Here is a 21,996-nt window from a genome sequence, read left to right on the forward strand (position 1 = left end):
TAACATGGTGAGACCCATAGGGTTCTAGAAAAACCAACCTAGCTCAGGCCCATTTTTCGCATCATGTGCTCAATTTTTGGCATATCTTGCGGATTGTTGAGTTCCCAGAACTCTCGACCACGCGCCTCGACCTCGACGCAGAGGATCTTGCGCCCATTCTCCAGAAACCGCAGCTGCTCCAACCCTTCGAGTGTTTCAAGCGGCCCCACCTTCCACTGCGGATAAGCCTTTAGCGCGTCCGGACGATAGGCATAGACACCGACGTGATGGAACACTGGGGTCTCATCCGCATCTTGGTAGGTCTCGGCACAGAACGGGATGACTTCCTTCGAGAAATAGAGCGCACTATGATCGCCAGAGAATACGGCTGTCGTCCCACCAACGCGCCCGGACCGGCGATCTTCCAACAAACTGTTGAGTGTGCTGCCGTCACACCGCAGAACCGGCGTCGCCAGCCCCATGCCGGTTGCATCCTTCAACCCAGAAATCAGGTCCTCGATGAACCATGGCGGCGTCAGAGGCGCGTCCCCTTGCAGATTGACCACAATTTCGTAGGCTCCGCCCAGTGCCGCATGGGCCTCCGCACATCGTTCAGTTCCGTTGGCGCAGTCTGCAGACGTCATAACAACTTCTGCTCCGAAGCCTTCCGACACGGTTCTGATCCGGTCGTCATCGGTCGCAACAACAACCCGGTCCACACCCTGAACCTCCATTGCAGCGCGCCAGGATCTCTCGATAAGCGTGCGCGCCTGGCCAGATGCACCGGTCAGCTCCGCGAGCGGCTTGCCGGGAAAACGAGAGGACGCATAGCGTGCCGGGATCACGATGAGAACGGACATTCAGGCCTCTTTCAATTCGACACCAGGGGCATAGGCGATGAAAAACGGATTGGCGTATCCCTCTTTTCCATACCGCAGCGGGCTGTGATCGTCGTAACGGACAACCGCGCCTCCTGCACCGCTCAGGACCGCATGACCTGCTGCCGTATCCCATTCCATCGTGCGCCCGACGCGCGGATAGAGATCAGCCTCACCAGTCGCGACAAGGCAGAACTTCAAAGACGATCCGGCGCTCTTCATGTCCTTTACGCTGTATCTATTGATGTAATCGTCCGTGGCTTGGTCCCGATGCGATTTAGAGGCGACCACCATCAGCGCGTCATTGTCGCTCGCGGCCACGCGGAGTTGCGTTGTGGTGCCAGCGGCTTCCAAGCCAAACGGACCCTGCTCCTCAACCGAAGAGCCGTCAGCAAGAGTGTAGAACATACGATCACGCGCCGGGGCGTACACCACACCGCGGGTCGGAACACCGGCCTCGACGAAGGCAATATTCACCGTGAAGTCGCCACGACGGTTGATAAACTCCTTAGTTCCATCCAGCGGATCCACAATCAGGAACGTATCACCCTTGCTCTTGTGAGAGTCGGCCTGCTCCTCGGTCACCAGCATGATATCCGGGAACGCTGCGCGCAGACCGGCCGAGATCAATGCATCGGCTGCCTCATCTGCCTCGGTAACCGGACTGTCGTCTGATTTGACTTTTACGTCGAAATCATCCGCCTCGTAGATCTCCATGATCTTCTGCCCAGCTTCCAGCGCAAGACGTCGCATCGCGACGACCAGATCGTCATAATTCACCGTAAGACCCCCCAAAGATCCACATGTTGCCACAAAGAATTGCGCTTCTTATGCTTACTTCGCAATGGGTCAGCAAGGAATCCATGCGATTATAGGCAACACACTGCTGAAATTGAGGCCATGTTTCGATATCGCACCGATAGATCATCGCTGTCCCGCGCCATTACGCTGAGTGAAGTTGTCTTCCACTCGGTCGTGCGCAGCATTCGCTCGAAACATCACAACGCATTTTTCGCGTTGGGTATGAACATCATTCAGGCTGTGATGTTCGTGATGTTCTTTTACTTCATGTTCACTGTCCTCGGCATGCGTGGCGCTGCAATCCGTGGAGACTTTCTTCTCTACATGATGTCAGGCGTCTTCCTGTTCATGACACACACCAAAACCGTCGGCGCGGTTGTTGGCGCTGAAGGCCCGTCGAGCCCGATGATGCAGCATGCGCCAATGAACACAACCATTGCGATTCTGTCCGCAGCGATCGGGGCACTCTATGTCCAGGTGCTGTCGATGCTGATCATCCTGTTCATCTATCACGTCGCCTTCACGCCGATCCAGATTGAAGAGCCCATTCCGGCCTTTGGCATGTTGCTGCTCGGCTGGGCGTCGGGTGCGGCCATTGGCCTGGTTCTATATGTTCTGAAACCCTGGATGCCGGGCCTGATCGGGATTATATCAACGGTCTATCAGCGCTCCAACATGCTGTTTTCCGGCAAAATGGTGCTCGCCAACACGCTACCCGGAAACATGTTGCCGCTGTTCATATGGAACCCCCTGTTTCACGTCATCGATCAGGCCCGCGGCTATATTTTCATCAATTACAACCCGCATGTCACTTGGTGGGAATACACGGCGTGGTTGGCACTCGTGTTCTTTGTCCTTGGCCTGATGGGCGAGTTTTACACACGCCGTGCGGTCTCCCTCAGCTGGAGCGCCCGTCGCTGATCCCGGCATTGCGATTGTCAGGTCACCACCCTCAGTGTGAGATTGACCCGCCCTCCCTTCGGCAACAGGCGCGACGACTTGAAACGAATACGGTCAACGCCGTGATAGGCCAGCCGAGCCGAACCACCCATCACGACCACATCGCCTGAATTGAGCCAGATCGACTCGGTCTTTTCCTTGCGGCTTGTACCTCCAAGCCGCAGCAACCCGTCATCGCCAAGCGAAATCGAAACCACAGGATAGGAAAAATCCGCCTCATCCTTGTCCTGATGCAAACCCATCCGCGCGCCTTCACCGTAGTAGTTGAACAGGCAGCACTCCGGTGCGCGTTCCGAATCAACCAGCCCATGCCAGACATCGAGCACCTCAGCGGGGATGCCGGGCCAGGGCCGTCCGGACGGATGCTCGGCCTCATAGCGATATCCGCTGCTGTCACTAAACCAGCCGAAGGCGCCAGCCGACGTCATGCGGACTGACATCTTCCCCCCCCCCGGCACATCGGGCGCGAACAACGGCGCAGAACGCAGAACCGGGCGCAAAGCTTCGATGAGCGCGCGCTGCGTCTCTGGGGGCAGGAAACCCTTGTGAATTTCGAATCCACGCACCTTCAGTCGCGTCATTTACCCAATCTTCACTCTGTTTGTCGCAAAAGCGTTCAGAATTGCCCATAACAGGGCAATCGTGCGGTTGCAGGGGTGATTTTCGCTCCCTATATACGCCGGGAAGCGGTCGGGTGCAGACCCTATCGCAACTGAATCGGGGCCGGAATGCCAAAACGGGTTTCGGCTTCGGGTAATCGCCTTGTGAAGTAAAAGGGATCAAACACAATGAGCAAAGTGATCGGGATCGACCTCGGTACCACCAACTCCTGCGTTGCCATCATGGATGGGTCTCAGCCCCGCGTGATTGAAAACGCTGAAGGTGCGCGCACCACCCCCTCCATCGTCGCCTTCACCGATGAAGAGCGCCTTGTTGGCCAGCCGGCAAAACGCCAGGCCGTGACCAACCCGGACAACACCATTTTTGGTGTGAAGCGCCTCGTCGGTCGTCGGTTCGACGATAGCGACCTCGCCAAGGACAAGAAGAACCTGCCGTTCGCCGTCGTTGACGGTGGCAATGGTGATGCGTGGGTAGAAGCCAAGACCGAGACCTATTCTCCCTCCCAGATTTCCGCTTTCATCCTCGGCAAGATGAAAGAAACCGCAGAGAGCTACCTGAGCGAAGAAGTAACCCAGGCGGTCATCACCGTTCCGGCCTACTTCAACGACGCCCAGCGTCAGGCCACCAAAGACGCCGGCAAGATCGCCGGTCTCGAAGTGCTGCGCATCATCAACGAGCCGACCGCGGCTGCGCTTGCCTATGGCCTCGACAAAGCTGAGACTCAGACCATCGCAGTCTATGACCTCGGTGGTGGTACCTTCGACGTCACCATCCTCGAAATCGACGATGGTCTGTTCGAAGTGAAATCCACCAATGGCGACACGTTCCTCGGCGGTGAAGACTTCGACATGCGCATCGTGAACTACCTCGCTGGTGAGTTCAAAAAAGAGCATGGCGTTGACCTGACCAAGGACAAGATGGCGCTGCAGCGTCTGAAAGAAGCCGCCGAGAAAGCAAAGATCGAGCTGTCCTCCTCCAGCCAGACCGAGATCAACCAGCCGTTCATCTCGATGGACTCCTCCACCGGCCAGCCGCTGCACATGGTTATGAAGCTGACCCGTGCGAAGCTGGAAAGCCTCGTCGGTGACCTGATCAAGAACTCCATGAAGCCCTGCGCCGCCGCGCTGAAGGATGCGGGCCTCTCTGCTTCCGATATCGATGAGGTGGTTCTGGTCGGTGGTATGACCCGGATGCCGAAAGTCATCGAAGAGGTGACCAAGTTCTTCGGCAAGGAACCGCACAAGGGTGTGAACCCGGACGAAGTGGTCGCCATGGGCGCCGCCATTCAAGCTGGCGTTCTGCAGGGTGACGTGAAGGACGTTGTTCTTCTCGACGTGACCCCGCTGTCGCTGGGTATCGAGACCCTCGGTGGCGTCTTCACCCGCCTGATCGACCGCAACACCACGATCCCCACGAAGAAGTCTCAGGTCTTCTCCACCGCTGAGGATCACCAGAACGCCGTGACAATCCGGTGTTTCCAGGGTGAGCGCGAAATGGCGTCCGACAACAAGATGCTCGGCCAGTTCAACCTTGAGGACATCCCGCCGGCACCGCGCGGCATGCCGCAGATCGAAGTGACCTTCGACATCGATGCCAACGGGATCGTTTCCGTGTCTGCTAAGGACAAAGGCACCGGCAAAGAGCAGAAGATCACCATCCAGGCCTCCGGTGGTCTCTCGGACGACGACATCGAAAAGATGGTGCAGGACGCCGAAGACAATGCCGAGGCGGACAAGGAACGTCGCGAGCTGATCGAAGCCCGCAACCAAGCCGAAAGCCTGATCCACTCGACCGAGAAATCTGTCGAGGAGCACGGCGACAAGGTCGATCCGTCCACCGTCGAAGCGATCGAGCTGTCGATTGCCGCGCTGAAGGATGATCTGGAAGGCGACAAGGCGAACGCCGAGAAGATCAAATCCGGCATCCAGAACGTCACCGAAGCGGCGATGCGTCTGGGCGAGGCGATCTACAAGGCTCAGGCGGACGAAGGTGGCGAGGCGGATGAACCCGCAGCAGCCGATGATGAAGCGTCCTCTGGCTCTGCAAACGATGACATCGTTGATGCCGAGTTCGAGGATCTGGACGACAACAAGCGCTAAGGCTGCACCTTGGCCAAAGGTGGGCCGGTCCGATCCCGGGCCGGCCCTCTTTCGTTGAGGCAGAAGGGATTTTCCGATGTCAAAACGTGACTACTACGAGGTGCTCGGGGTCTCTAAAGGGGCCAGCGCCGACGAGATCAAAAAGGGCTTTCGCAAGAAGGCCAAGGAACTGCACCCGGACCGAAATTCCGACAATCCGGATGCAGAAGCACAGTTCAAGGAAGCCAACGAAGCCTATGATGTTCTGAAAGATGCAGAACGCAAGGCTGCCTATGACCGCTATGGTCATGCCGCCTTCGAAAACGGCATGGGCGGCGGCGGTGGCGGCGGACGTCCCGGCGGCCACCCAGGCGGTGACTTCTCCTCCGCCTTCTCCGACGTGTTCGACGACCTGTTCGGAGATTTCATGGGCGGTGGCGGACGCGGAGGTGGGCGCCAACGCGCATCTCGCGGGGCAGACCTGCGCTACAATCTGCGCCTGTCCCTTGAGGAAGCCTTTGCCGGGCTACACAAGACCATCAACGTGCCGACCTCTGTCAGCTGTTCCTCCTGCGAGGGCACGGGGGCCGAGGGTGGTGCAGAGCCCACAACATGCCCCACCTGTTCCGGCATGGGCAAGGTACGCGCTCAGCAGGGCTTCTTCACCGTCGAACGCACCTGTCCGACCTGTTCGGGTCTTGGTCAGATGATCAAGAACCCCTGCAAGACCTGCCACGGTCACGGCAGGGTGGAAAAGGATCGTTCGCTTTCCGTGAACATCCCCGCAGGTGTTGAAACCGGCACTCGCATTCGACTTGCCGGCGAAGGCGAGGCAGGCTTGCGCGGTGGCCCGCCCGGCGACCTCTACATCTTCATCGAGGTTGCACGGCACGAGCTGTTCGAACGTGAAGGCAACAATCTCCATTGTCGCGTCCCGGTCTCCATGGCCAAGGCGGCGCTGGGTGGCGCCATTGAGGTGCCCACCATCGACGGTGGTCGTGGCCGCGTGCAGATCCCAGAGGGCAGCCAATCTGGCCGTCAGATGCGCCTGCGCAACAAGGGCATGCCTGCGCTTCGCGGTGGTGGCGTTGGTGATATGTTCATCGAGCTTGCGGTGGAAACGCCAGTCAGCCTGACCGCCCGTCAGAAGGAGATCTTGAAGGAGTTTGATGAGCTTTCGGAGGAAAACAACAATCCTGAAAGCCGTAGCTTCTTCTCTTCCGTCAAAAGCTTCTGGGACGGCATGAAGGGCTGAACCACGAGGCAAACACCAAGTAGCCGGGCCATCGAATTCGAAGGCCCGGCTTATTCTGTAAAACGCCCATTGGGCGTTTTTCTTTTTGATAGTATCACGCGGACAATCGCAGGCGTTAAGAACTCGCTAACCATATCGCCCTCACCATGGAGTGATGGGAAAGCCTGGTCATTTCAACGAACAGATGCTCCCCTTATTCGGGGACGATGACGAAGCTCCTGCGACTTCTGTGCCGCAAGGGCGCCTCCCATCTTACATCAAGGATCATCGCGCCCGATTGCGCGCACGTTTCATGAGCGGTGGTGCGGACGCCATGCCCGACTACGAGCTGTTAGAGTTGATCCTGTTCCGCTCTATCCCGCGCAAAGATGTCAAACCTCTTGCCCGCGCGTTGCTGGACCAATTCGGTGACTTCAATCGCGTCATCAGCGCCTCTCCGGAACGGCTTTCGAAGATGTCTGGCATTGGTGACGCAGTCATCTGCGATCTAAAGGTCATCCAATCTGCCGCCCAACGCATGTCCCGGGCCAGAATCATGCAGCGACAAGTGATTTCCAGCTGGGACGCGCTTCTGGATTACTGCCACACCACCATGGCCCACCGTGAAACCGAGCAGTTCCGCGTGCTCTTTCTCGACCGCAAGAATGTTCTCATCGCCGATGAAGAGCAGGCAGAGGGCACCGTGGACCACGTTCCGGTCTATCCTCGCGAGGTTGCAAAACGTGCGCTGGAACTGAACGCCAGTGCGATCATTCTCGTACACAATCATCCATCTGGCGACCCAACTCCGTCGCAGTCCGACATAGCGATGACACGCAAAATTGAGATGGCCCTGGAAGCGCTCAGCATCACGCTACATGATCATCTGATTATAGGTGCCTCGGCGGAACTTTCCTTTCGATCTGACGGGCTTCTTTGATCCGACACCCAGAATGCTACACATTGGGCGCAATGGACGTGCCCCGCTCGCGTGCCATCTCTGGTGCTCGTTCAGGCCAATTTGCTTTCGAAACCGACCGGACTGTTGTCACCACGCTGAGTGCCTCGGGCGCAGATAGAAAATGCGGCTGATGTGCTGGAGTATTGCCACTTCAGTGGATCGGCATCTAACCGTCTTGCATCGACGGAAGTGCCTACAGGCGCAGTTTCTCACACCTGAACCCGAGGCAAAGGTATGAAAAACTCTCTGATAACTGTGATCAAGGCACTTACTCAATTCTAGCAAGGGCCTCAGTATCAGATAAGAGCTCAGCGCGGAGGAACGGATAGAACACACCGCTTTCGGCGCTGAAAGCGCGATCACTGGCGCACAGTAGAGAGACTCCCGTCAGCGACCATTGCCAGCCCTGCGCAGGAGAAGCGCCAGTCGGTTGAAACTGCCCTTAACCCCATCTGCTTCTGCACGGCCGAAGAAACCGTCGAGTTCCGGCCAAATCTTCACAGCCTGATCCAGGACAAGATCGTTCCCCTCTGAGTAAAGGCCCGCACGGATCATCACCTCGGATTGCTCATAGGCGCCAAGGAATCTGCGAACCGCAAGAATCATTTCATTCTCATCCTTTGTGGCCGCCGCTGGAAGACTTCGCGATACCGAGCGGGAGACATCAATCGCCGGGAAGCGCCCACGTTCGGCGATTTCACGGTTGAGTACAATGTGCCCGTCCAAAACCCCGCGCAGGATATCTGCTATCGGCTCGTCCATATCCGAGCCCGCGACAAGAACACTGAACACCGCTGTGATGTCGCCCTGCCCGTCCGAACCGGGCCCAGCACGCTCACACAAGCCTGTGATAAGCGGCGTTACGGAAGGGGGAAACCCACGCAAAGCCGGCGCCTCGCCGGAGGCGACGGCGATCTCACGATGCGCCTCTGCAAAACGTGTGATCGAATCCGCCATGAAGAGCACGTTGAGACCCTGATCTCGGTAGTGTTCTGCCACGGACATCGCGGCCCATGCGCACCGGCGGCGCACCAACGCCGATTGGTCCGATGTCGCAGCCACAACGACTGCACGCTTCATACCCTCGGGGCCCAAAACCTCTTTTACGAAGTGATTGACCTCGCGTCCGCGCTCGCCGATCAGCGCCATGACAACCACGTCTGCTTCCATGTTCTCGGCCAATTGCGCCATCAGGGTGGATTTCCCGACACCGGAACCTGCGAACAGACCAATACGTTGCCCTGTCACGATCGGCAGCACCGTGTTGAGAATCGCAAGGCCAGTGGACAATCGTTTCCCCAAACCGCGGCGCGCCGCTGCCTTGGGTGGGCTGGCCATGAGATCACGACTGTCGACCCCGCCCAACATCGGCTTGCCGTCCAGTGGCTCTCCAAACGGATCAATCACGCGACCTATCCAACTGTTGTCCGGCGCGAACTCCGGCGTCTGGAACAGCAGCACCGCATCACCGATAGACGCACGTTCGGGCGCGGTGTCTGGCAGCATTCGAATATGCTCCGCACCGATCGCCAGTACCTCTCCATGCAGATCGTCCCGTTTGCCGCGACGCAACACCAGCCGGTCCCCGATGCGCGCCTGATCTTCGAGACCTGATACTTCGATCTCGCCACCGGAAATTCCGGTCACCCGTCCCATTGGGGCCGCCAGCCGAGTATTGGCCAGTTCTTGGCTGAGCGCCTGGATCGATTTCATCATCTGCGGGTTCTCCAACATTCCTCTGAAAACAATTTCTAAAGGAATCAGGGTTAAGCCTTGATTGAAATTAATCGAGGGAGAAGCCCCGGTGTTCGAAAGACTGAATGTTTTTAACGTCGCATTTTCCATGGCGACACATGCGGGTAAGCGTCAGGCGCTTATCTCAGAGAATATCGCAAATGCGGATACCCCAGGGTATCACGCAAAGGATATCAAACCCTTCAAGGAAGTCTTTGCCGCTGGCGAAGCGCAGGGCGACATGATCGCCACACGCGGGTCGCATATCAACGGCGCCGACGGCTCTGGGTTCGATTGGGCGGTAACCACGAACGATTCGTCCGTGGACCCCAATAACAACTCCGTTTCGATCGAGGAACAAATCCTCAACGGGGTAGAAGCCAAGCGGCAGCATGACCGCGCATTGGCAATCTACCGTTCATCCATGAACATCCTGCGCGCCAGCCTTGGCCGCAGTTGAATCGGAGTATGAATCATGAATGAGTTTTCCAAATCCCTGGCAGTAACTGCCAGCGCACTGCGTGCTCAGGCAGCCCGTTTGACCCACGTCTCCGAGAATATCTCGAACGCGGATACGCCAGGCTATCGCCGTAAAACCGTTTCCTTTCAGGCCGTACGTGACCTGGAAACGGACGTGAGCCAGGTCAAGGTGGGCCGTGTCTCGCTGGACCGCAGTGAGTTGGATCAAATTCACGACCCTTCACACCCTTTGGCCGATGAAACTGGTCACTACGAAGGGTCCAACGTCGATCTGATGATCGAAGTCGCCGACGCGCGCGAAGCGCAGCGTACCTACGAAGCAAACTTGAAAATGTTCGATCAGACACGGCAAATGTCGTCCTCTCTGATGGACTTGTTGCGTCGCTAACCTGAACAGATTGGAGATCCAGAATGGATATTCGTTCACTTACCGCCACCTCCGGCTATGCCGCAGCCCGCCCTGCAACCAAGATCGACCCAAGCTACACGCCTGGTTCCATTCAGGAGCAGGCAAAAACCAGCTTTGAGGACTTCACCAACACACTGAACAACAGTGAACAGGTGTCCGTTCAGGCGATGACCGGTAATGCGGGGCCGCATGCCATGGTCCAGGCGCTGGCGCAAACAGAGCTAGCCGTTGAGACAGCCGTAACCGTCCGCAACAAGGTCGTCGAAGCCTATCAAGAAATCCTCCGGATGCCGGTCTGAGCCATGATGAGCGAAGGCGTATTTTACGACACGCTGCGCCAGGCGATGCTGGCGGCGATCACCATGTCACTGCCAATCTTGGTTGTGGCCTTGGTGATCGGCCTCAGCGTTGGTCTGTTTCAAGCCCTGACCTCGATTCAGGAAATGACACTGACCTTCGTGCCGAAATTGGCGGGAATCCTCGTCGTATTCTGGCTCACCATGGGAATCATGACGCAAGCGCTCGTCGCGTTTTTTGACGGGCACGTCATTCCCCTCATTCATGGAGGAGGTCTTTAATGGGATCTATCGGTTACACCACCCTATCACGCCAGTCGGGCCTTCTGAATGAAATTCAGGTCGTGGCCAACAACATCGCGAACTCGTCCACGACAGGCTACCGGTCTGAGGGGCTGATCTTTTCGGAGTACGTGAAGTCTGCGCCGGGGCAGGAGAGCCTGTCTATGGGGCGTGCGAGCATTCGCAACACCTCGCTGGAGCAGGGCACGCTGAACCAGACCAACGGCAGCTTCGATCTTGCGATCGAGGGAGACGGGTTCTTTATGGTGGAAACACCTGCAGGCAACCGCCTGACCCGGGCCGGGAATTTCACCCCGAATGCCGAAGGCGACTTGGTAACAGCTGACGGCTATCGTGTTCTGGATGCCGGCCAAGCGCCCATGTTCGTGCCTGGCGATGCAGAAACCATCGCCTTCGGATCAGATGGTACACTCAGCGCAGACGGGCAACAGCTTGGCCAAATTGGGCTCTTCATGCCCGATGAGGAAGCGCAAATCCTGCGTGAAGATGGCGTGATGTTCCGCGTCGAGGGCGAGACGCTCGCGGCGGACGGCGCGCAGGTTCTGCAAGGGTTCCTCGAAGGCTCAAACGTGAGCACGATTAACCAGCTTGCCCGCATGATCGAAGTTCAGCGCGCCTATGAAATGGGCCAGAGCTTTCTCGACAATGAAGACAAGCGTATCCGCGCGGCAATCGACAATCTGATGAAATCATAGGAGATAATCATGCGTGCACTTCAAATTGCCGCCACGGGGATGAGCGCACAGCAGCTGCGTGTCGAAACGATCTCCAACAACCTCGCCAATATGAACACCACCGCCTACAACGCGCGACGCGCAGAGTTTGCCGATCTGCACTATCAGCAGGTTTCCCGCGCCGGCACCGTCAACGCATCCGATGGCACTGTTCTGCCAACCGGTGTTCAGGTTGGCCTGGGCGTGCGACCCTCTGCCGTGTCCATCTACCTGAACCAAGGCGCCCTATCGCAGACCGGGAATGACCTGGACCTGGCGATCGACGGCAACGGGTACTTTGAGGTCACACTGCCTTCGGGCGAGACTGCCTATACCCGTGACGGCTCCTTCAAACGTTCTGCCGAAGGACTGGTCGTGACCAACGACGGCTACCCCGTGTCACCCGAAATCACCGTTCCGGAGGATGCGACCTCCGTCTCCATCAACGCCGAAGGTGAGCTTTATGCCTACTTCAGCGATACGGTGGAAGCGGAACTACTTGGGCAATTCACCATCTCCGGTTTTACCAACCCCAAGGGACTCGAAGCGGTCGGCGGCAATCTGTTTAAACAGACCGAAGCCTCCGGTCAGCCCACCACGACAGACCCCGGGTCAGACGGCGTGGGGACCTTGCGCCAGGGGTATCTGGAAGACAGTTCCGTCGATGCGGTACGCGAGATCACTGATCTGATCGAAGCCCAGCGCGGCTACGAAATGAACTCAAAGGTGATTTCCGCTGTTGACCAGATGATGTCGGCAACCACGCAGGTACGCTAACATGAGAATCCTGCTCATCCTTATCGGGATTGTCTTTGCCCACTCTGCACTGGCCGAAATCCTCGTGCCGGTTCGGACCATCCGGGCCAAGGAAATCATCGCGGCCGAAGATCTGGTGTTCAAGAACATCCAGTCTCCTGGCGCGCTGAGCAGCCCCGAGGAGGTCATCGGGCAGGAAGCGCGGATTGCGCTTTATGCGAGCCGCCCCATTCACGCTGGCGACATCGGGCCGCCGGCGCTCGTGGACCGCAACGATCTGGTGAAGCTCATCTTTCGTCACGGCGGTCTCGAAATCTCCACGGAGGGCCGCTCGCTTGGCCGCGGCGCGGAAGGCGAACTGATCCGTGTCATGAACTTATCCTCGCGCACCACGGTCACCGGCCGGATCAGGGCGGACGGAAATATTGAGGTAAATTGATGAAACCTATTCTCGCAGTCAAATGTGCAGTTCTCGGCCTGGGGCTCCTTGGCGGATGCGCGCGTCTTGACCATCTGGGCAAGCCGCCGAGCTTCACGCCAGCAAATGAAACCCAGGAACATGTCGCCATGCTTTACCAGGGTCTACCGCTGACCTCACAGCAGCAACGTGCGGTCGACAACGCCTCGCTCTGGAGTGGCTCGCGCCAGTCTCTGCTCGGGGATCGTCGTGCAACCAAGAAAGGCGATATCCTTACGGTGGTGATAGAGATCGACGAGCAAGCCTCCATCTCCAACGACACTGAACGTTCCCGGAATTCGTCGGAAAGCATGCAAGTGCCTCAACTTCTGGGCCTGCCGCAGCGTCTCGACGACTCGCTTCCAGATGGAGCATCCAGCGCCGACCTGGTAGATTTGGGCAGCTCGTCTTCCTCCGGCGGCAGCGGATCCGTAAGCCGCAGCGAGAAGCTGGAGCTGCGGGTGGCGGCGACCGTTGTAGACGTGCTTCCAAACGGTGTTCTGGCGATCAGTGGCTCTCAGGAGTTGCGCGTGAACTTCGAGCTGCGCGAACTATTGGTCTCCGGCTACGTGCGCCCGGATGATATCACCCGTCAAAACGAAGTCACCTATGACAAGATCGCCTCGGCGCGCGTGTCCTACGGTGGTCGCGGTCAAATTACCGACGTACAGCAACCCCGCTATGGCCAGCAGGTGCTGGACGCAGTCCTTCCTTTCTGAGGTACAAACATGTTGTCGAAACTGCTTCCCATACTCATGCTGGTGATCGGCATCGGCGGTGGCATAGGTGCGGGCATCATGCTCGCACCGCCCCCTGAGGATACACAATCCGCCGACGGCGCCGAGGGTGAAGGCTCTAGCGAAAATCCAGAGATGGCGGCGGATGACAAGGCCGACGAAACCATGGCCGCTCAGGACGATGAGATACCGAACGATTTCATAAAGATCAAAAACCAGTTCGTGATCCCCGTCGTGGAGCGCGAACAGTTGACCTCGATGGTGGTTATCTCCCTCAGCCTTGAGACCAAGCCCGGAATGGCCGGCAAGGTACACTCCTTCGAGCCCAAGCTGCGCGATGTCTTTCTGCGCGTGCTGTTCGATCACGCCAACATGGGTGGATTCCGCGGTGCTTTCACGCGTTCCGAGGTTCTCGATCCGTTGCGCACCTCATTGCGCGAAGAGGCACGGCGTTTTCTCGGCTCGGATCTGATCGATGTACTCATTCTGGAAATCACCCGCCAGGACGTCTGATCACAATCGCGCGCACCACTTAACAAGAGAGGCCGCCTTCAACTTCGAAGGCGGCCTCTCTTGGCATCTAGCTCTTTGCCAGGGCTGTTCCCAGGCCCGCCTCAGTCGAGGTTCATCAACCGATCAAACAGCATCTTGTTGCGACGTTCCTTGGCATCCGATTTATGCTGATTTTCCATAGTCTCTACCGCATGTTTACGGCCGAAGGCGTGACGCAGCTTGTCCATTGCACGAAACTTCTGTGCCGTGACCTGAGCAAGGTCCTGATTGATATCCCGGCGTGCATTGGTGTGCCATCTCTGCCATTGCAGATCGACACCGAGAGTCTTCATCTCATGGCTTTCGTCAATCAGGGACCTGGACTCTTCCACTTGCTGTTTCAACATTGCCAGCTTGCCGCGCAGCTGTGCCTCACGGTCAAGAATGGGTTTAACTTTGGCGTGTTCCCGCAGGTAAACGGCATTCGTCACCGCCTTCATCTGCGCAAGCATCTTGTCCTGTTTCATACGACACTCTCCTTCGCCTTCTTACGCATCTCTTCGGCAAAACGAACCGCAGCCGCCACTGGAGCGTAATGTTCCTCGGAAATTTCCTCACCGACCTCAACCGTTGCATAAAGTGCGCGTGCGGTTGGTGGATCACTGTGCAGCGGTACGCCATTCTCCTGCGCGATCTCGCGGATCATGGCAGCAACCTCGTCGACCCCTTTGGCAACGCACTCAGGCGCGCTACCCGCAACCCGGGTCCATTTCAGGGCTACCGCATAGTGCGTCGGGTTCACGATAACCACATCCGCATCGGGAACCGCAGCGGCAATCTGTTTGCTCACGATCTGACGCCCCTTCTGCTTGCGCTGGCCTTTCATGTGCGGATCGCCCTCAGATTGCTTCATCTCATCCATGACATCCTTGCGCGACATCATGTTTTTCCGAATAAATTCAGATTGTTGAAATGATGCATCCACAAGACCGATCGCCAGGGCAATGATCAACGTCAGGATCAGGAACTCCATGGCAAGCTGCGCCAGGAATGGAACAACCGTAAAAGGGCTGGTGCCCACAGATGCGATCATCTCAGGCAACCGCCAAGACAGGTAAACTCCCAGAGCAACAGAATACAGAACCAGCTTGAAGAAGCTCTTAGCAAATTCAAACAGGCCGGAGCGACCAAACTTGTTCTGGGCGTTCTTGATGATGGAGAGGCGCGAGAGCTTCGGTTCAATCCGCTTTGGGGCAAAGACCATGGCCTTTTGTGCAAACACCGCCAGCAACACAAGTGCCGCCGGGACAACAAACCACGACAGTATTGATCCAAACGCTGCAGATATGAACTCCCCCGCAATGGGGGAGGCGCTGCCATCGCCGAAGAATACCGGGACCAGTCGATCAGGCTGGTCGATCATACTCATCAAGACGGTGCCGAGTTCTTCAATGGAAGACCGTCCGGCCGCGTAAAGCGCGATTAACAGACCCAGATATGAGGCCGCCTGCAGCAGGTCGTTCGACTTCGGGACATCGCCGTCCTGACGTGCCTTGCGCAGCTTTTCGGGCGTTGGTTCAAATGACTTGTCTGAGTCTTCGCTATCGTCGCTCATGGCATTCCAACACCCGGGTCTGCAAAGAACATCAACAGATTGCGCCCCCAGACCTGAAGCATCATCGGCGCGCCAATCATCAGGATCGACAAGCCACCAAACGTGATCACTGGTGCACCGACAAAAACCACCATCAGCTGTGGCATCGCACGATTGATGACTCCAAGCGTGAGGTTGTAGATAACTGCAGTGATCAGGAACGGCGCTGCCAGTGTGAACGCGATCGAAAACGTTTCCGACACGCGGTGGACTCCCCATTCCGATAGCCCCGAGGCATCCGGGAAGACGCCAATGGGAAACAGATCATAGGACCTGATCATCAACTCTGCCGCGTGAATGTGAAAATCCAGCATGACCGCTACCGCTATGCCGGAGATCCACAAGACAGCACCAAGCGCCGGCATCGGATCGGCCCCTGCACCGCCTAGCACTTGGCTGAGCGAGGTACATTGAGCCGCAATCGACCCTGCGGTCTGCAACATATGCATGAACATCCGCAGCGCGACCCCAAGCGACAGCCCCACAACCGCCTCTGTCGCAACGAGCCCGGCGTACTGCATGGTCGATTGCGGCATCGGTATCTGGGGCAAAGTCGGGGCGACAATGGCGGTAAACACCAAACCTGAAACGAGTCGGATCTGAGTCGGGACGAGCTGTTCCCCAAACCCGAGCATGACCGCAGTCATTGCTCCGATGCGCAGGAACACAATGGCTCCTTGCCAGAACCCTGCACCGAACAGTGCTAGCAATTCAGGAGTAATGCCTTCAAAGTTCATGCCGCGACCATACCTACAAGTGCCGGGCGGGCCTCCAATCCGATTTCCTCAAAGGACAATACCGGATTTTGAATGCCGCGGGACCGCAGGATCGTGCGAAGATACCGGCGACGTCGCGTGGAGGTGACGATGGCGGCGAAGATACCTTGCTCGGTGACCTGGTTGATCTTGTCGCTCATGGCATCAACAAGCTTGTTGAACGTGTCCGGGGGCAAGGCAATATCAAGGCCGGACTGGGTTTCAACCTGGTAAGTGGTGAACGCATCTTCCCATTCAGGGGCCAGCTGTACCAGCGGAATGGTACCATCGTCACGCTTCATTTCTGCCACCAACTGAAAGCCGAGGCGTTGACGCACATGCTCTGTAATCAGCTCCGGCGACGTGGTTCGCATGCGCGCTTCGGCGATGGACTCAAGGATCAGCGGCATATTTCGGATCGACACGCGTTCTTCGAGCAGAAGGCGCAACACTGCGTGCAGAGTATCGATCGGCACCTTGTCCGGGATCAACTCATCCAACAGTTTCTTGTTGGCATTGGCGCGAAACTCATCTGTCAGATCCGTCATCTCGCGCAGCAAGCGGCGCAGGGCCTTGAGCGTGAACAGGCGCGGGAAGCTTTGTTTGACGACTTCCAGAAGATGCGTGGCAAGGATCTCCGGCGGTGACACCACAGTCGCCCCCATCAGGGCGGCGTCTTCTTGATGCTTGGTCGAAATCCAGCGGGCGGGTGCACCGTAGACGGGCTCTGTCACATCAGTTCCGGACGGCAACGCAGCATGATTATCTGGCATCAATGCCAAAACCATATCCGGATGCAGCGTACCGCGTGCTTGCTCAACACCCTGAATACGAACGACATAGGTTCCGTTCTCCAGTTCGGCCTCATCCGTCAGGCGGATTTCCGGCAAAATCAGACCAAAGGTCGTGGCTACATGCGTGCGCATATTCGCAATGCGTGCGTCCAGTCCGGTTCCGGGATCAAGAACCATCGATACCAAATCTTGGGAAAACTCCAGATGCAGGTCATCGAGGTCCAGGATATCACCAAGCGCCTTGGCTTTTTCGGGCGACTGGACCTCCTCGACTTTCGCATCCAGCTCCGACTGTTCTGTCTCGGCATTCTTCTTCTGGACGCGGTAGGCAAGGTACCCAAGGAGAGCGCCACCGGTGATGAATGGAATAAACGGCAAACCCGGAACCAGGGCGAAGAGGATCATCAGCACGGATACTGCGGCGATCGCCCCTGGATACTTGGCAAACTGCGAGAAAATCGCGGTGTCTGTGGCACCGGTGGCACCGCCTCGTGCCAGCAGAAGCGCGGCTGCGATAGAGATGATCACCGATGGGATCTGCGACACGAGACCGTCCCCAACGGTCAGAATCGCGTAGGTTTCAAAAGCCGTTCCAATCGGCATGCCGTGGATGAGAACCCCCATCAAAAGACCGACAATCAGGTTCAGCAGAGTAATGAGAAGGCCTGCGACTGCATCGCCTTTCACAAATTTCGACGCGCCATCGAGCGAGCCGAAGAATGTGGTTTCACGCTGTTCGGTCTCCCGGCGTTCCTTGGCAGTGGCGTGATCGATCGCACCCGCAGACACGTCGCTGTCAATCGCGAGCTGTTTACCCGGCATCCCATCGAGCGCGAAGCGCGCGCCAACTTCCGCCATGCGCGCCGCACCCTTTGTGATGACCATGAAGTTCACGATCAGCAGAACCCCGAAGACCACAAGCCCGAGAAAGACACTGCCGCCCATCACGAAGTTCGCGAACCCCTCGATCACATTGCCGGCCGCATCCGTACCGGTGTGGCCTTGTCCGATGATCAGCTTGGTCGATGACACATTCAAGGACAGGCGCAGCATCAAGGATGCGAGGAGGATCGTCGGAAACGACGAAAAATCCAAAGGTCTCTCGATGAAGAGGGTCACTGTGAATATGAGGATCGCAAGTGCGAACGAAGTGGCGAGCCCCACGTCCAACACCCACGCCGGCATTGGCAATATCATCATCACAATGATCGCCATAAGCGCCATCGCAAGAAGGATCGTCGGGCTGAAAAGCTCTTTGATTGACAGATTCGGCACGAGTTTTTCTCTTATATGAAAGCGATCAGGATCGGCCCGGCAGTACCGGTCGGAAGATAGAGAGGTCCGCTAAGACTGGCGATAATCCATCGCGAAAACGCCAAAAACCGCGCCAGCAGGGGAGCCCCTTGCCGCACGGTCAAAAAATGCCGGGATCGTTGCCCGGTTGCTGTCGTCTTTTTCACTGGCATTTTGCCTGTTCCAAATGAGGATTCTTCCCTGTCCTCACGGTAGGCCGACATGCTTTACAAAATGTTATCAGGCGAAGCGAAATGGCCGTCCTCCGGGACGGCCATGCCAATGCAAAATGAAAGGGATACCCTATTCTTCTTCAGGCGCAGTTCGCTCAACCTGACGAAGCAGTTCCTCGATCGACGTCCGCGCCCCGGCGCTGCTCTCGATCAGCGCACGTGCTTCTGCCAGTGGGGGCATGCCCTGCGGTTCCTGGACTGCTGTGTCAATCTGCTTGGTCAGATCTGCAACTGCACGGAAAGGGGCGGCTTCTTCATCCAATGCTTCCGCTGCGTCCAGATCCTCAGACAACCAAAACCCACGTGCGGCTTCGTTCAAATCCTGTGCGGACACCATATACTGGCTCGCCCGTTCATACTCCTTGTTACGCCACAGGGCCTCGGCCCGCATACGATCTGCTTGCTGTCCTTCGAGCCCCATCAACTCAACCAGAGCCCGCTGAGGCTGATCCATTTGGAGATGTGCTTCAGCACTCATCATGCGACGTTCGTTATTCTGCGGCTCCAGGCTCATCTTAACCAACAACATTTCTGCTTGCTCCGCAAACCCCAGATCAAGCAACCGGCGGGCCACCATATCACCAACTTGGCCTGCACGCGTCGCACCCGCCTCTTCTGCAAAAATCAACGCGTATTTTAGGAAGGTTACGTCGTCAGCATTCTCTGTCAGCAACGTCATCAAAGGTACATTGGCTGCATTTCTGGCATTGGTGCCATCGCGTTGTTCCAAAACGGACACTTGCTGGAAAGCCCTGTCAAAGTCGCCCGTTAACGCCAAAGCAGTCACCTCAGCTAGACGCAATTCGGCACCGAGCGCGGAATGACGGTTCTCCAGTTCGTAAGAGGCCGTCAGGTCCGGAACATCCGGAGTCAAAGCGCGACGTTCCGCATAGCTCAGCTTGATAAGGTCGATGAGCGCTTTAGGCGTATTCTGACTCTGCTCTGCGACTTCCTCGTTGAGATTGCGGACCACTTCATCTGTATCACCTTCGAGTTCAGCGATCGCGGCCTCGGCGAGATTGCGATCCGGGACCGCTTCAATACCCGTGCGGTCCACAGATCGCAGAGCCGCTTTTGCGACGCTTGGATCGCCTGCATCTGCAAAAAACGTGCTTAGGCGTGGGCCCAGCTGCACCCGAAGATGCGCTGGAAGGCGCGCGAATGCCTGCTGAATTGCGTCAGTATTCGCGCTTTTCTTGACCAGCCCATCTGATAGCGCAGCCCAGAAAGCAGCGTCACCGTTGCAGGTCTGCTGTCCCGAGAAAATCGTGTTCACGGGCATGTCAGAAGCATCGAGAATCTTAGCCATCGTGATCATCACTTCACGAGAGCGCGGGTTCAAGTCTCGTTCGGACAGAAGCCCCAAGGCTGCTATCGCCTCAGCTCCGAAGCCAAAATACAGATAGGTTCGTGTCAACTTCAGCGCTGAATCACGATTTACCTCGTCAAATTCGCCAAGAACCTTGTTACGCAACTCTCCGATCTGTTCAGCGAACGGTGTTTCATCGCCCCATTTGTTAATCGCTATTTCTCTATCCGCGATACAGTGCGTATCAACATTCTCATCCCCTGCGCCGGCCGCGAACAATCCTGTTTCGCGATCAATCGCTGATGTGACCGAAATGTTGTCCAAAGGGTTGAGAGGGCGGTTGCCATTATCCAGAGGATTAAGTTGCTGGTTCTCCTGCGTCTCAGCGTTGGGCTGTAGGAGCCCTTGGTTACTGGCGCGCCCGATTTGCTGCAGGATGCGCGCCTCGGTGTCATTCACCATGGCAGCCCGCTGGCTTTCGTCGAAATCCATTAGAAGGCTGGCATTCGCATCCAAAGGTTTGGGTTCGGATTTACCATCTTTGTTTTTTTCGGCGGGAGGTTTTGCCTCAGCAAGCGCGCTCTCGGCTGTGGGCCCCGCCTCTTCCGCGTCACGAAGCGGCAGTTCCAATGGCCCGGTGTGCAGCGGTTGCTGCTTTGAAGAACCGAATGCCTGCTCGACCGCGTCCTCGAGGTTCAGTGCGACCCGCGCACTGGCCAAGTTCTGGCGCTCCAGATTAAAGCTGTAGCCCTCCCCGGACGTCGGGAAGGTCAGTGGCAGACTTGCTCTATCAGACGGTTCCGCTAGTGAAAGTGGACGCCCCTCACGCACGTCTACAACGAGATAGCCATCCGACTGCTGATAATAGTCGACGCTACATTCACAACCCAGATCAATTCGCAGCGGCTGGCCTGGGCCGGACTGTCTGATGTCTTGAATGCGGGTGCGGGGGATGAGATCGAATACGCCACGCGTATTGAACACTGCCGTCGGAGATCCGACGTTGATGGTGGCAATGCGATCACTTTGCGTCAGAGACCACTCTACCCCATCAGGGATTCGCATTACGAGCCGGGAAAAGTCTTCGTGTTCACCCGAGCGCGTTACGATGGTTTGTGCTTCTGCATATCCGGCGACCACTACTGCGGTCGCCAATGCGATTGCTCGCGAAATCATGCTGCGTCCTGTTTCACCGAATTCAAGGCTTCCTCCAGCTCGGAGAACCCGGGCCGGATGTGGGAAGGCGTATTCTGACGCCCCACTTCAATGCAGATGGCGGCGGCGTGGTTGTGAAGGTTCGCCACCAGAACCTCTCGGATCAGCTGATAGAAATGCGCGTCTTCCTCGACGACAGATTTCACCTTGCCAGCGAAGGGGGCGACCAGACCATAGGACAGGAAAACCCCAAGAAAAGTCCCGACGAGCGCGCCACCAATCATCTTGCCAAGGACTTCAGGCGGCTGATCGATAGACGCCATCGTCTTGATCACCCCGAGAACAGCGGCCACAATGCCCAGCGCGGGCAGACCGTCGGCCATGGTCTGCAACGCATGGCTTGAATGCAACGCATGATGCAGGTTGGCGTCGATCCGCTTTTCCAGAACCTCTTCGACCTGATGCGGGTCATCGTAGTTCATGGACGCAGAGCGCATCGTGTCACTAATCAGATTTACGGCTTCTTTATCCGCCAGGATCTTGGGATATTTTCCAAATACGGAGGAATTCTCCGGATCCTCGATATGCTGTTCCACCTCGACTGGATTCGCTCGGGCGATGCGGATGAGAGCGAATAGCAAGCACAGCAGATCTTTGTAGTCATCCGGCTTCCATTTGGGCCCCTTAAAGACCTTACCCATGTCCTTAAGCGTATGTTTTACGCCGCTCATGTCATTGCTGATCAGGAAAGCCCCGATAGCCGCGCCACCAATCATCATCATCTCAAAAGGAAGAGACTTGACGATGATGCCCAGCTTCCCGCCTGCAAGCAGGTAGCCACCGAACACCATGACAAAGATCACAACGATCCCCACAATCCCGATCATAGGTAAGCTCCAAATTCTATCACTGCT

At 57.1% G+C, this 21,996-nt stretch carries 23 protein-coding genes; 13 read left to right on the forward strand and 10 right to left on the reverse strand.

What is annotated here, in order from left to right:
- Positions 1-38: 38 nt before the first annotated feature.
- Both kdsB and cysQ read right to left on the reverse strand, forming a co-directional pair.
- Entirely contained in the window at positions 39-839 is an 801-nt protein-coding gene (kdsB, locus tag R1T40_RS15675) for a 3-deoxy-manno-octulosonate cytidylyltransferase (RefSeq protein WP_317384784.1), read from the reverse strand.
- Positions 840-1,637, reverse strand: coding sequence for a 3'(2'),5'-bisphosphate nucleotidase CysQ (gene cysQ / locus R1T40_RS15680; RefSeq protein ID WP_317384785.1), 798 nt, complete (start codon positions 1,635-1,637; stop codon positions 840-842).
- A 120-nt stretch (positions 1,638-1,757) separates the two neighbouring features.
- Here cysQ and R1T40_RS15685 point away from each other — a divergent pair, with 120 nt between their 5' ends.
- A complete protein-coding gene (locus R1T40_RS15685) occupies positions 1,758-2,579 on the forward strand; it encodes an ABC transporter permease (RefSeq protein ID WP_106162547.1) in 822 nt (273 codons plus the stop codon).
- A 17-nt stretch (positions 2,580-2,596) separates the two neighbouring features.
- Here the strand turns inward: R1T40_RS15685 and R1T40_RS15690 are convergent, their stop codons facing one another.
- Positions 2,597-3,199: an alpha-ketoglutarate-dependent dioxygenase AlkB family protein gene (locus R1T40_RS15690; protein WP_317384786.1), complete on the reverse strand. Its 603-nt coding sequence runs from the start codon at positions 3,197-3,199 to the stop codon at positions 2,597-2,599.
- A gap of 207 nt (positions 3,200-3,406) precedes the next feature.
- Here R1T40_RS15690 and dnaK point away from each other — a divergent pair, with 207 nt between their 5' ends.
- The 3 genes from dnaK to radC all read left to right on the forward strand — a co-directional run bounded on the left by dnaK (position 3,407) and on the right by radC (position 7,491).
- The gene (gene dnaK / locus R1T40_RS15695) at positions 3,407-5,338 is read left to right on the forward strand and encodes a molecular chaperone DnaK (RefSeq protein WP_106162545.1); all 1,932 of its coding nucleotides are present in this window, start codon (positions 3,407-3,409) and stop codon (positions 5,336-5,338) included.
- A 76-nt stretch (positions 5,339-5,414) separates the two neighbouring features.
- Positions 5,415-6,572: a molecular chaperone DnaJ gene (dnaJ, locus tag R1T40_RS15700; protein ID WP_317384787.1), complete on the forward strand. Its 1,158-nt coding sequence runs from the start codon at positions 5,415-5,417 to the stop codon at positions 6,570-6,572.
- A 154-nt stretch (positions 6,573-6,726) separates the two neighbouring features.
- Positions 6,727-7,491 (forward strand): RadC family protein, encoded by a 765-nt coding sequence (gene radC, locus R1T40_RS15705; RefSeq protein ID WP_317384788.1) that lies wholly within the window; start codon positions 6,727-6,729, stop codon positions 7,489-7,491.
- A gap of 408 nt (positions 7,492-7,899) precedes the next feature.
- Here the strand turns inward: radC and R1T40_RS15710 are convergent, their stop codons facing one another.
- The gene (locus R1T40_RS15710; protein WP_317386988.1) at positions 7,900-9,228 is read right to left on the reverse strand and encodes a FliI/YscN family ATPase; all 1,329 of its coding nucleotides are present in this window, start codon (positions 9,226-9,228) and stop codon (positions 7,900-7,902) included.
- Positions 9,229-9,316: 88 nt separating this feature from the next.
- On the opposite strand from R1T40_RS15710, the gene R1T40_RS15715 reads away from it, so the two are divergent.
- Genes R1T40_RS15715 through R1T40_RS15755 form a run of 9 tightly spaced genes read left to right on the forward strand, consistent with a single transcriptional unit; the run spans position 9,317 to position 13,910 of the window.
- The gene (locus tag R1T40_RS15715) at positions 9,317-9,706 is read left to right on the forward strand and encodes a FlgB family protein (protein ID WP_207796886.1); all 390 of its coding nucleotides are present in this window, start codon (positions 9,317-9,319) and stop codon (positions 9,704-9,706) included.
- A gap of 15 nt (positions 9,707-9,721) precedes the next feature.
- Positions 9,722-10,114 carry a flagellar basal body rod protein FlgC gene (gene flgC, locus R1T40_RS15720; protein WP_317384789.1) on the forward strand — a complete coding sequence of 131 codons (393 nt, stop codon included), beginning with the start codon at positions 9,722-9,724 and terminating at the stop codon, positions 10,112-10,114.
- Positions 10,115-10,137: 23 nt separating this feature from the next.
- On the forward strand, positions 10,138-10,434 hold the full coding sequence (gene fliE / locus R1T40_RS15725; protein WP_106162540.1) for a flagellar hook-basal body complex protein FliE: 297 nt from the start codon (positions 10,138-10,140) through the stop codon (positions 10,432-10,434).
- Positions 10,435-10,437: 3 nt separating this feature from the next.
- Positions 10,438-10,713: a flagellar biosynthetic protein FliQ gene (locus tag R1T40_RS15730; protein WP_106162539.1), complete on the forward strand. Its 276-nt coding sequence runs from the start codon at positions 10,438-10,440 to the stop codon at positions 10,711-10,713.
- Entirely contained in the window at positions 10,713-11,429 is a 717-nt protein-coding gene (locus R1T40_RS15735; RefSeq protein WP_317384790.1) for a flagellar hook-basal body complex protein, read from the forward strand. The genes R1T40_RS15730 and R1T40_RS15735 overlap by 1 nt, the downstream gene beginning before the upstream one ends.
- 9 nt (positions 11,430-11,438) lie before the next feature.
- Positions 11,439-12,224, forward strand: coding sequence for a flagellar basal-body rod protein FlgG (flgG, locus tag R1T40_RS15740; protein ID WP_106162537.1), 786 nt, complete (start codon positions 11,439-11,441; stop codon positions 12,222-12,224).
- 1 nt (position 12,225) lies between these two features.
- Entirely contained in the window at positions 12,226-12,642 is a 417-nt protein-coding gene (gene flgA / locus R1T40_RS15745; protein ID WP_106162536.1) for a flagellar basal body P-ring formation chaperone FlgA, read from the forward strand.
- Complete coding sequence (flgH, locus tag R1T40_RS15750) at positions 12,642-13,379, forward strand: flagellar basal body L-ring protein FlgH (protein ID WP_106162535.1); 738 nt, start codon at positions 12,642-12,644, stop codon at positions 13,377-13,379. The genes flgA and flgH overlap by 1 nt, the downstream gene beginning before the upstream one ends.
- A 9-nt stretch (positions 13,380-13,388) precedes the next feature.
- Positions 13,389-13,910 carry a flagellar basal body-associated protein FliL gene (locus R1T40_RS15755; RefSeq protein ID WP_106162534.1) on the forward strand — a complete coding sequence of 174 codons (522 nt, stop codon included), beginning with the start codon at positions 13,389-13,391 and terminating at the stop codon, positions 13,908-13,910.
- Positions 13,911-14,011: 101 nt separating this feature from the next.
- On the opposite strand, the gene R1T40_RS15760 is transcribed toward R1T40_RS15755, so the two are convergent.
- From R1T40_RS15760 to motA, 6 genes are all read right to left on the reverse strand, one after another.
- Positions 14,012-14,416, reverse strand: a complete 405-nt coding sequence (locus R1T40_RS15760) for a hypothetical protein (RefSeq protein ID WP_317384791.1) — start codon at positions 14,414-14,416, stop codon at positions 14,012-14,014.
- A complete protein-coding gene (flhB, locus tag R1T40_RS15765) occupies positions 14,413-15,504 on the reverse strand; it encodes a flagellar type III secretion system protein FlhB (protein WP_317384792.1) in 1,092 nt (363 codons plus the stop codon). The genes R1T40_RS15760 and flhB overlap by 4 nt, the downstream gene beginning before the upstream one ends.
- Complete coding sequence (locus tag R1T40_RS15770) at positions 15,501-16,280, reverse strand: flagellar biosynthetic protein FliR (protein ID WP_317384793.1); 780 nt, start codon at positions 16,278-16,280, stop codon at positions 15,501-15,503. The genes flhB and R1T40_RS15770 overlap by 4 nt, the downstream gene beginning before the upstream one ends.
- Entirely contained in the window at positions 16,277-18,316 is a 2,040-nt protein-coding gene (flhA, locus tag R1T40_RS15775; RefSeq protein WP_394804997.1) for a flagellar biosynthesis protein FlhA, read from the reverse strand. The genes R1T40_RS15770 and flhA overlap by 4 nt, the downstream gene beginning before the upstream one ends.
- A gap of 372 nt (positions 18,317-18,688) precedes the next feature.
- Positions 18,689-21,103 carry a hypothetical protein gene (locus R1T40_RS15780; RefSeq protein WP_317384794.1) on the reverse strand — a complete coding sequence of 805 codons (2,415 nt, stop codon included), beginning with the start codon at positions 21,101-21,103 and terminating at the stop codon, positions 18,689-18,691.
- Positions 21,100-21,969 carry a flagellar motor stator protein MotA gene (gene motA, locus R1T40_RS15785; RefSeq protein WP_317384795.1) on the reverse strand — a complete coding sequence of 290 codons (870 nt, stop codon included), beginning with the start codon at positions 21,967-21,969 and terminating at the stop codon, positions 21,100-21,102. The genes R1T40_RS15780 and motA overlap by 4 nt, the downstream gene beginning before the upstream one ends.
- Between the last annotated feature and the right edge of the window lie 27 nt (positions 21,970-21,996).

The organism is Tritonibacter scottomollicae, from assembly GCF_032924845.1.
In the GTDB taxonomy this organism is placed as follows: Bacteria; Pseudomonadota; Alphaproteobacteria; order Rhodobacterales; family Rhodobacteraceae; genus Epibacterium; species Epibacterium scottomollicae.

What these genes read in the sequence shown, in the direction of transcription:
- R1T40_RS15755 (WP_106162534.1), top strand. Translation starts at nt 13,389, where the DNA reads ATGTTGTCGAAACTGCTTCCCATACTCATGCTGGTGATCGGCATCGGC.
- flgG (WP_106162537.1), top strand. Translation starts at nt 11,439, where the DNA reads ATGCGTGCACTTCAAATTGCCGCCACGGGGATGAGCGCACAGCAGCTG.
- radC (WP_317384788.1), top strand. Translation starts at nt 6,727, where the DNA reads ATGGGAAAGCCTGGTCATTTCAACGAACAGATGCTCCCCTTATTCGGG.
- flgC (WP_317384789.1), top strand. Translation starts at nt 9,722, where the DNA reads ATGAATGAGTTTTCCAAATCCCTGGCAGTAACTGCCAGCGCACTGCGT.
- flgH (WP_106162535.1), top strand. Translation starts at nt 12,642, where the DNA reads ATGAAACCTATTCTCGCAGTCAAATGTGCAGTTCTCGGCCTGGGGCTC.
- R1T40_RS15730 (WP_106162539.1), top strand. Translation starts at nt 10,438, where the DNA reads ATGATGAGCGAAGGCGTATTTTACGACACGCTGCGCCAGGCGATGCTG.
- dnaJ (WP_317384787.1), top strand. Translation starts at nt 5,415, where the DNA reads ATGTCAAAACGTGACTACTACGAGGTGCTCGGGGTCTCTAAAGGGGCC.
- R1T40_RS15780 (WP_317384794.1), bottom strand. Translation starts at nt 21,103, where the DNA reads ATGATTTCGCGAGCAATCGCATTGGCGACCGCAGTAGTGGTCGCCGGA.
- motA (WP_317384795.1), bottom strand. Translation starts at nt 21,969, where the DNA reads ATGATCGGGATTGTGGGGATCGTTGTGATCTTTGTCATGGTGTTCGGT.
- R1T40_RS15685 (WP_106162547.1), top strand. Translation starts at nt 1,758, where the DNA reads ATGTTTCGATATCGCACCGATAGATCATCGCTGTCCCGCGCCATTACG.
- flhB (WP_317384792.1), bottom strand. Translation starts at nt 15,504, where the DNA reads ATGAGCGACGATAGCGAAGACTCAGACAAGTCATTTGAACCAACGCCC.
- dnaK (WP_106162545.1), top strand. Translation starts at nt 3,407, where the DNA reads ATGAGCAAAGTGATCGGGATCGACCTCGGTACCACCAACTCCTGCGTT.
- kdsB (WP_317384784.1), bottom strand. Translation starts at nt 839, where the DNA reads ATGTCCGTTCTCATCGTGATCCCGGCACGCTATGCGTCCTCTCGTTTT.
- R1T40_RS15690 (WP_317384786.1), bottom strand. Translation starts at nt 3,199, where the DNA reads ATGACGCGACTGAAGGTGCGTGGATTCGAAATTCACAAGGGTTTCCTG.
- flgA (WP_106162536.1), top strand. Translation starts at nt 12,226, where the DNA reads ATGAGAATCCTGCTCATCCTTATCGGGATTGTCTTTGCCCACTCTGCA.
- R1T40_RS15710 (WP_317386988.1), bottom strand. Translation starts at nt 9,228, where the DNA reads ATGATGAAATCGATCCAGGCGCTCAGCCAAGAACTGGCCAATACTCGG.
- R1T40_RS15770 (WP_317384793.1), bottom strand. Translation starts at nt 16,280, where the DNA reads ATGAACTTTGAAGGCATTACTCCTGAATTGCTAGCACTGTTCGGTGCA.
- flhA (WP_394804997.1), bottom strand. Translation starts at nt 18,316, where the DNA reads ATGGCGCTTATGGCGATCATTGTGATGATGATATTGCCAATGCCGGCG.
- fliE (WP_106162540.1), top strand. Translation starts at nt 10,138, where the DNA reads ATGGATATTCGTTCACTTACCGCCACCTCCGGCTATGCCGCAGCCCGC.
- R1T40_RS15760 (WP_317384791.1), bottom strand. Translation starts at nt 14,416, where the DNA reads ATGAAACAGGACAAGATGCTTGCGCAGATGAAGGCGGTGACGAATGCC.
- R1T40_RS15735 (WP_317384790.1), top strand. Translation starts at nt 10,713, where the DNA reads ATGGGATCTATCGGTTACACCACCCTATCACGCCAGTCGGGCCTTCTG.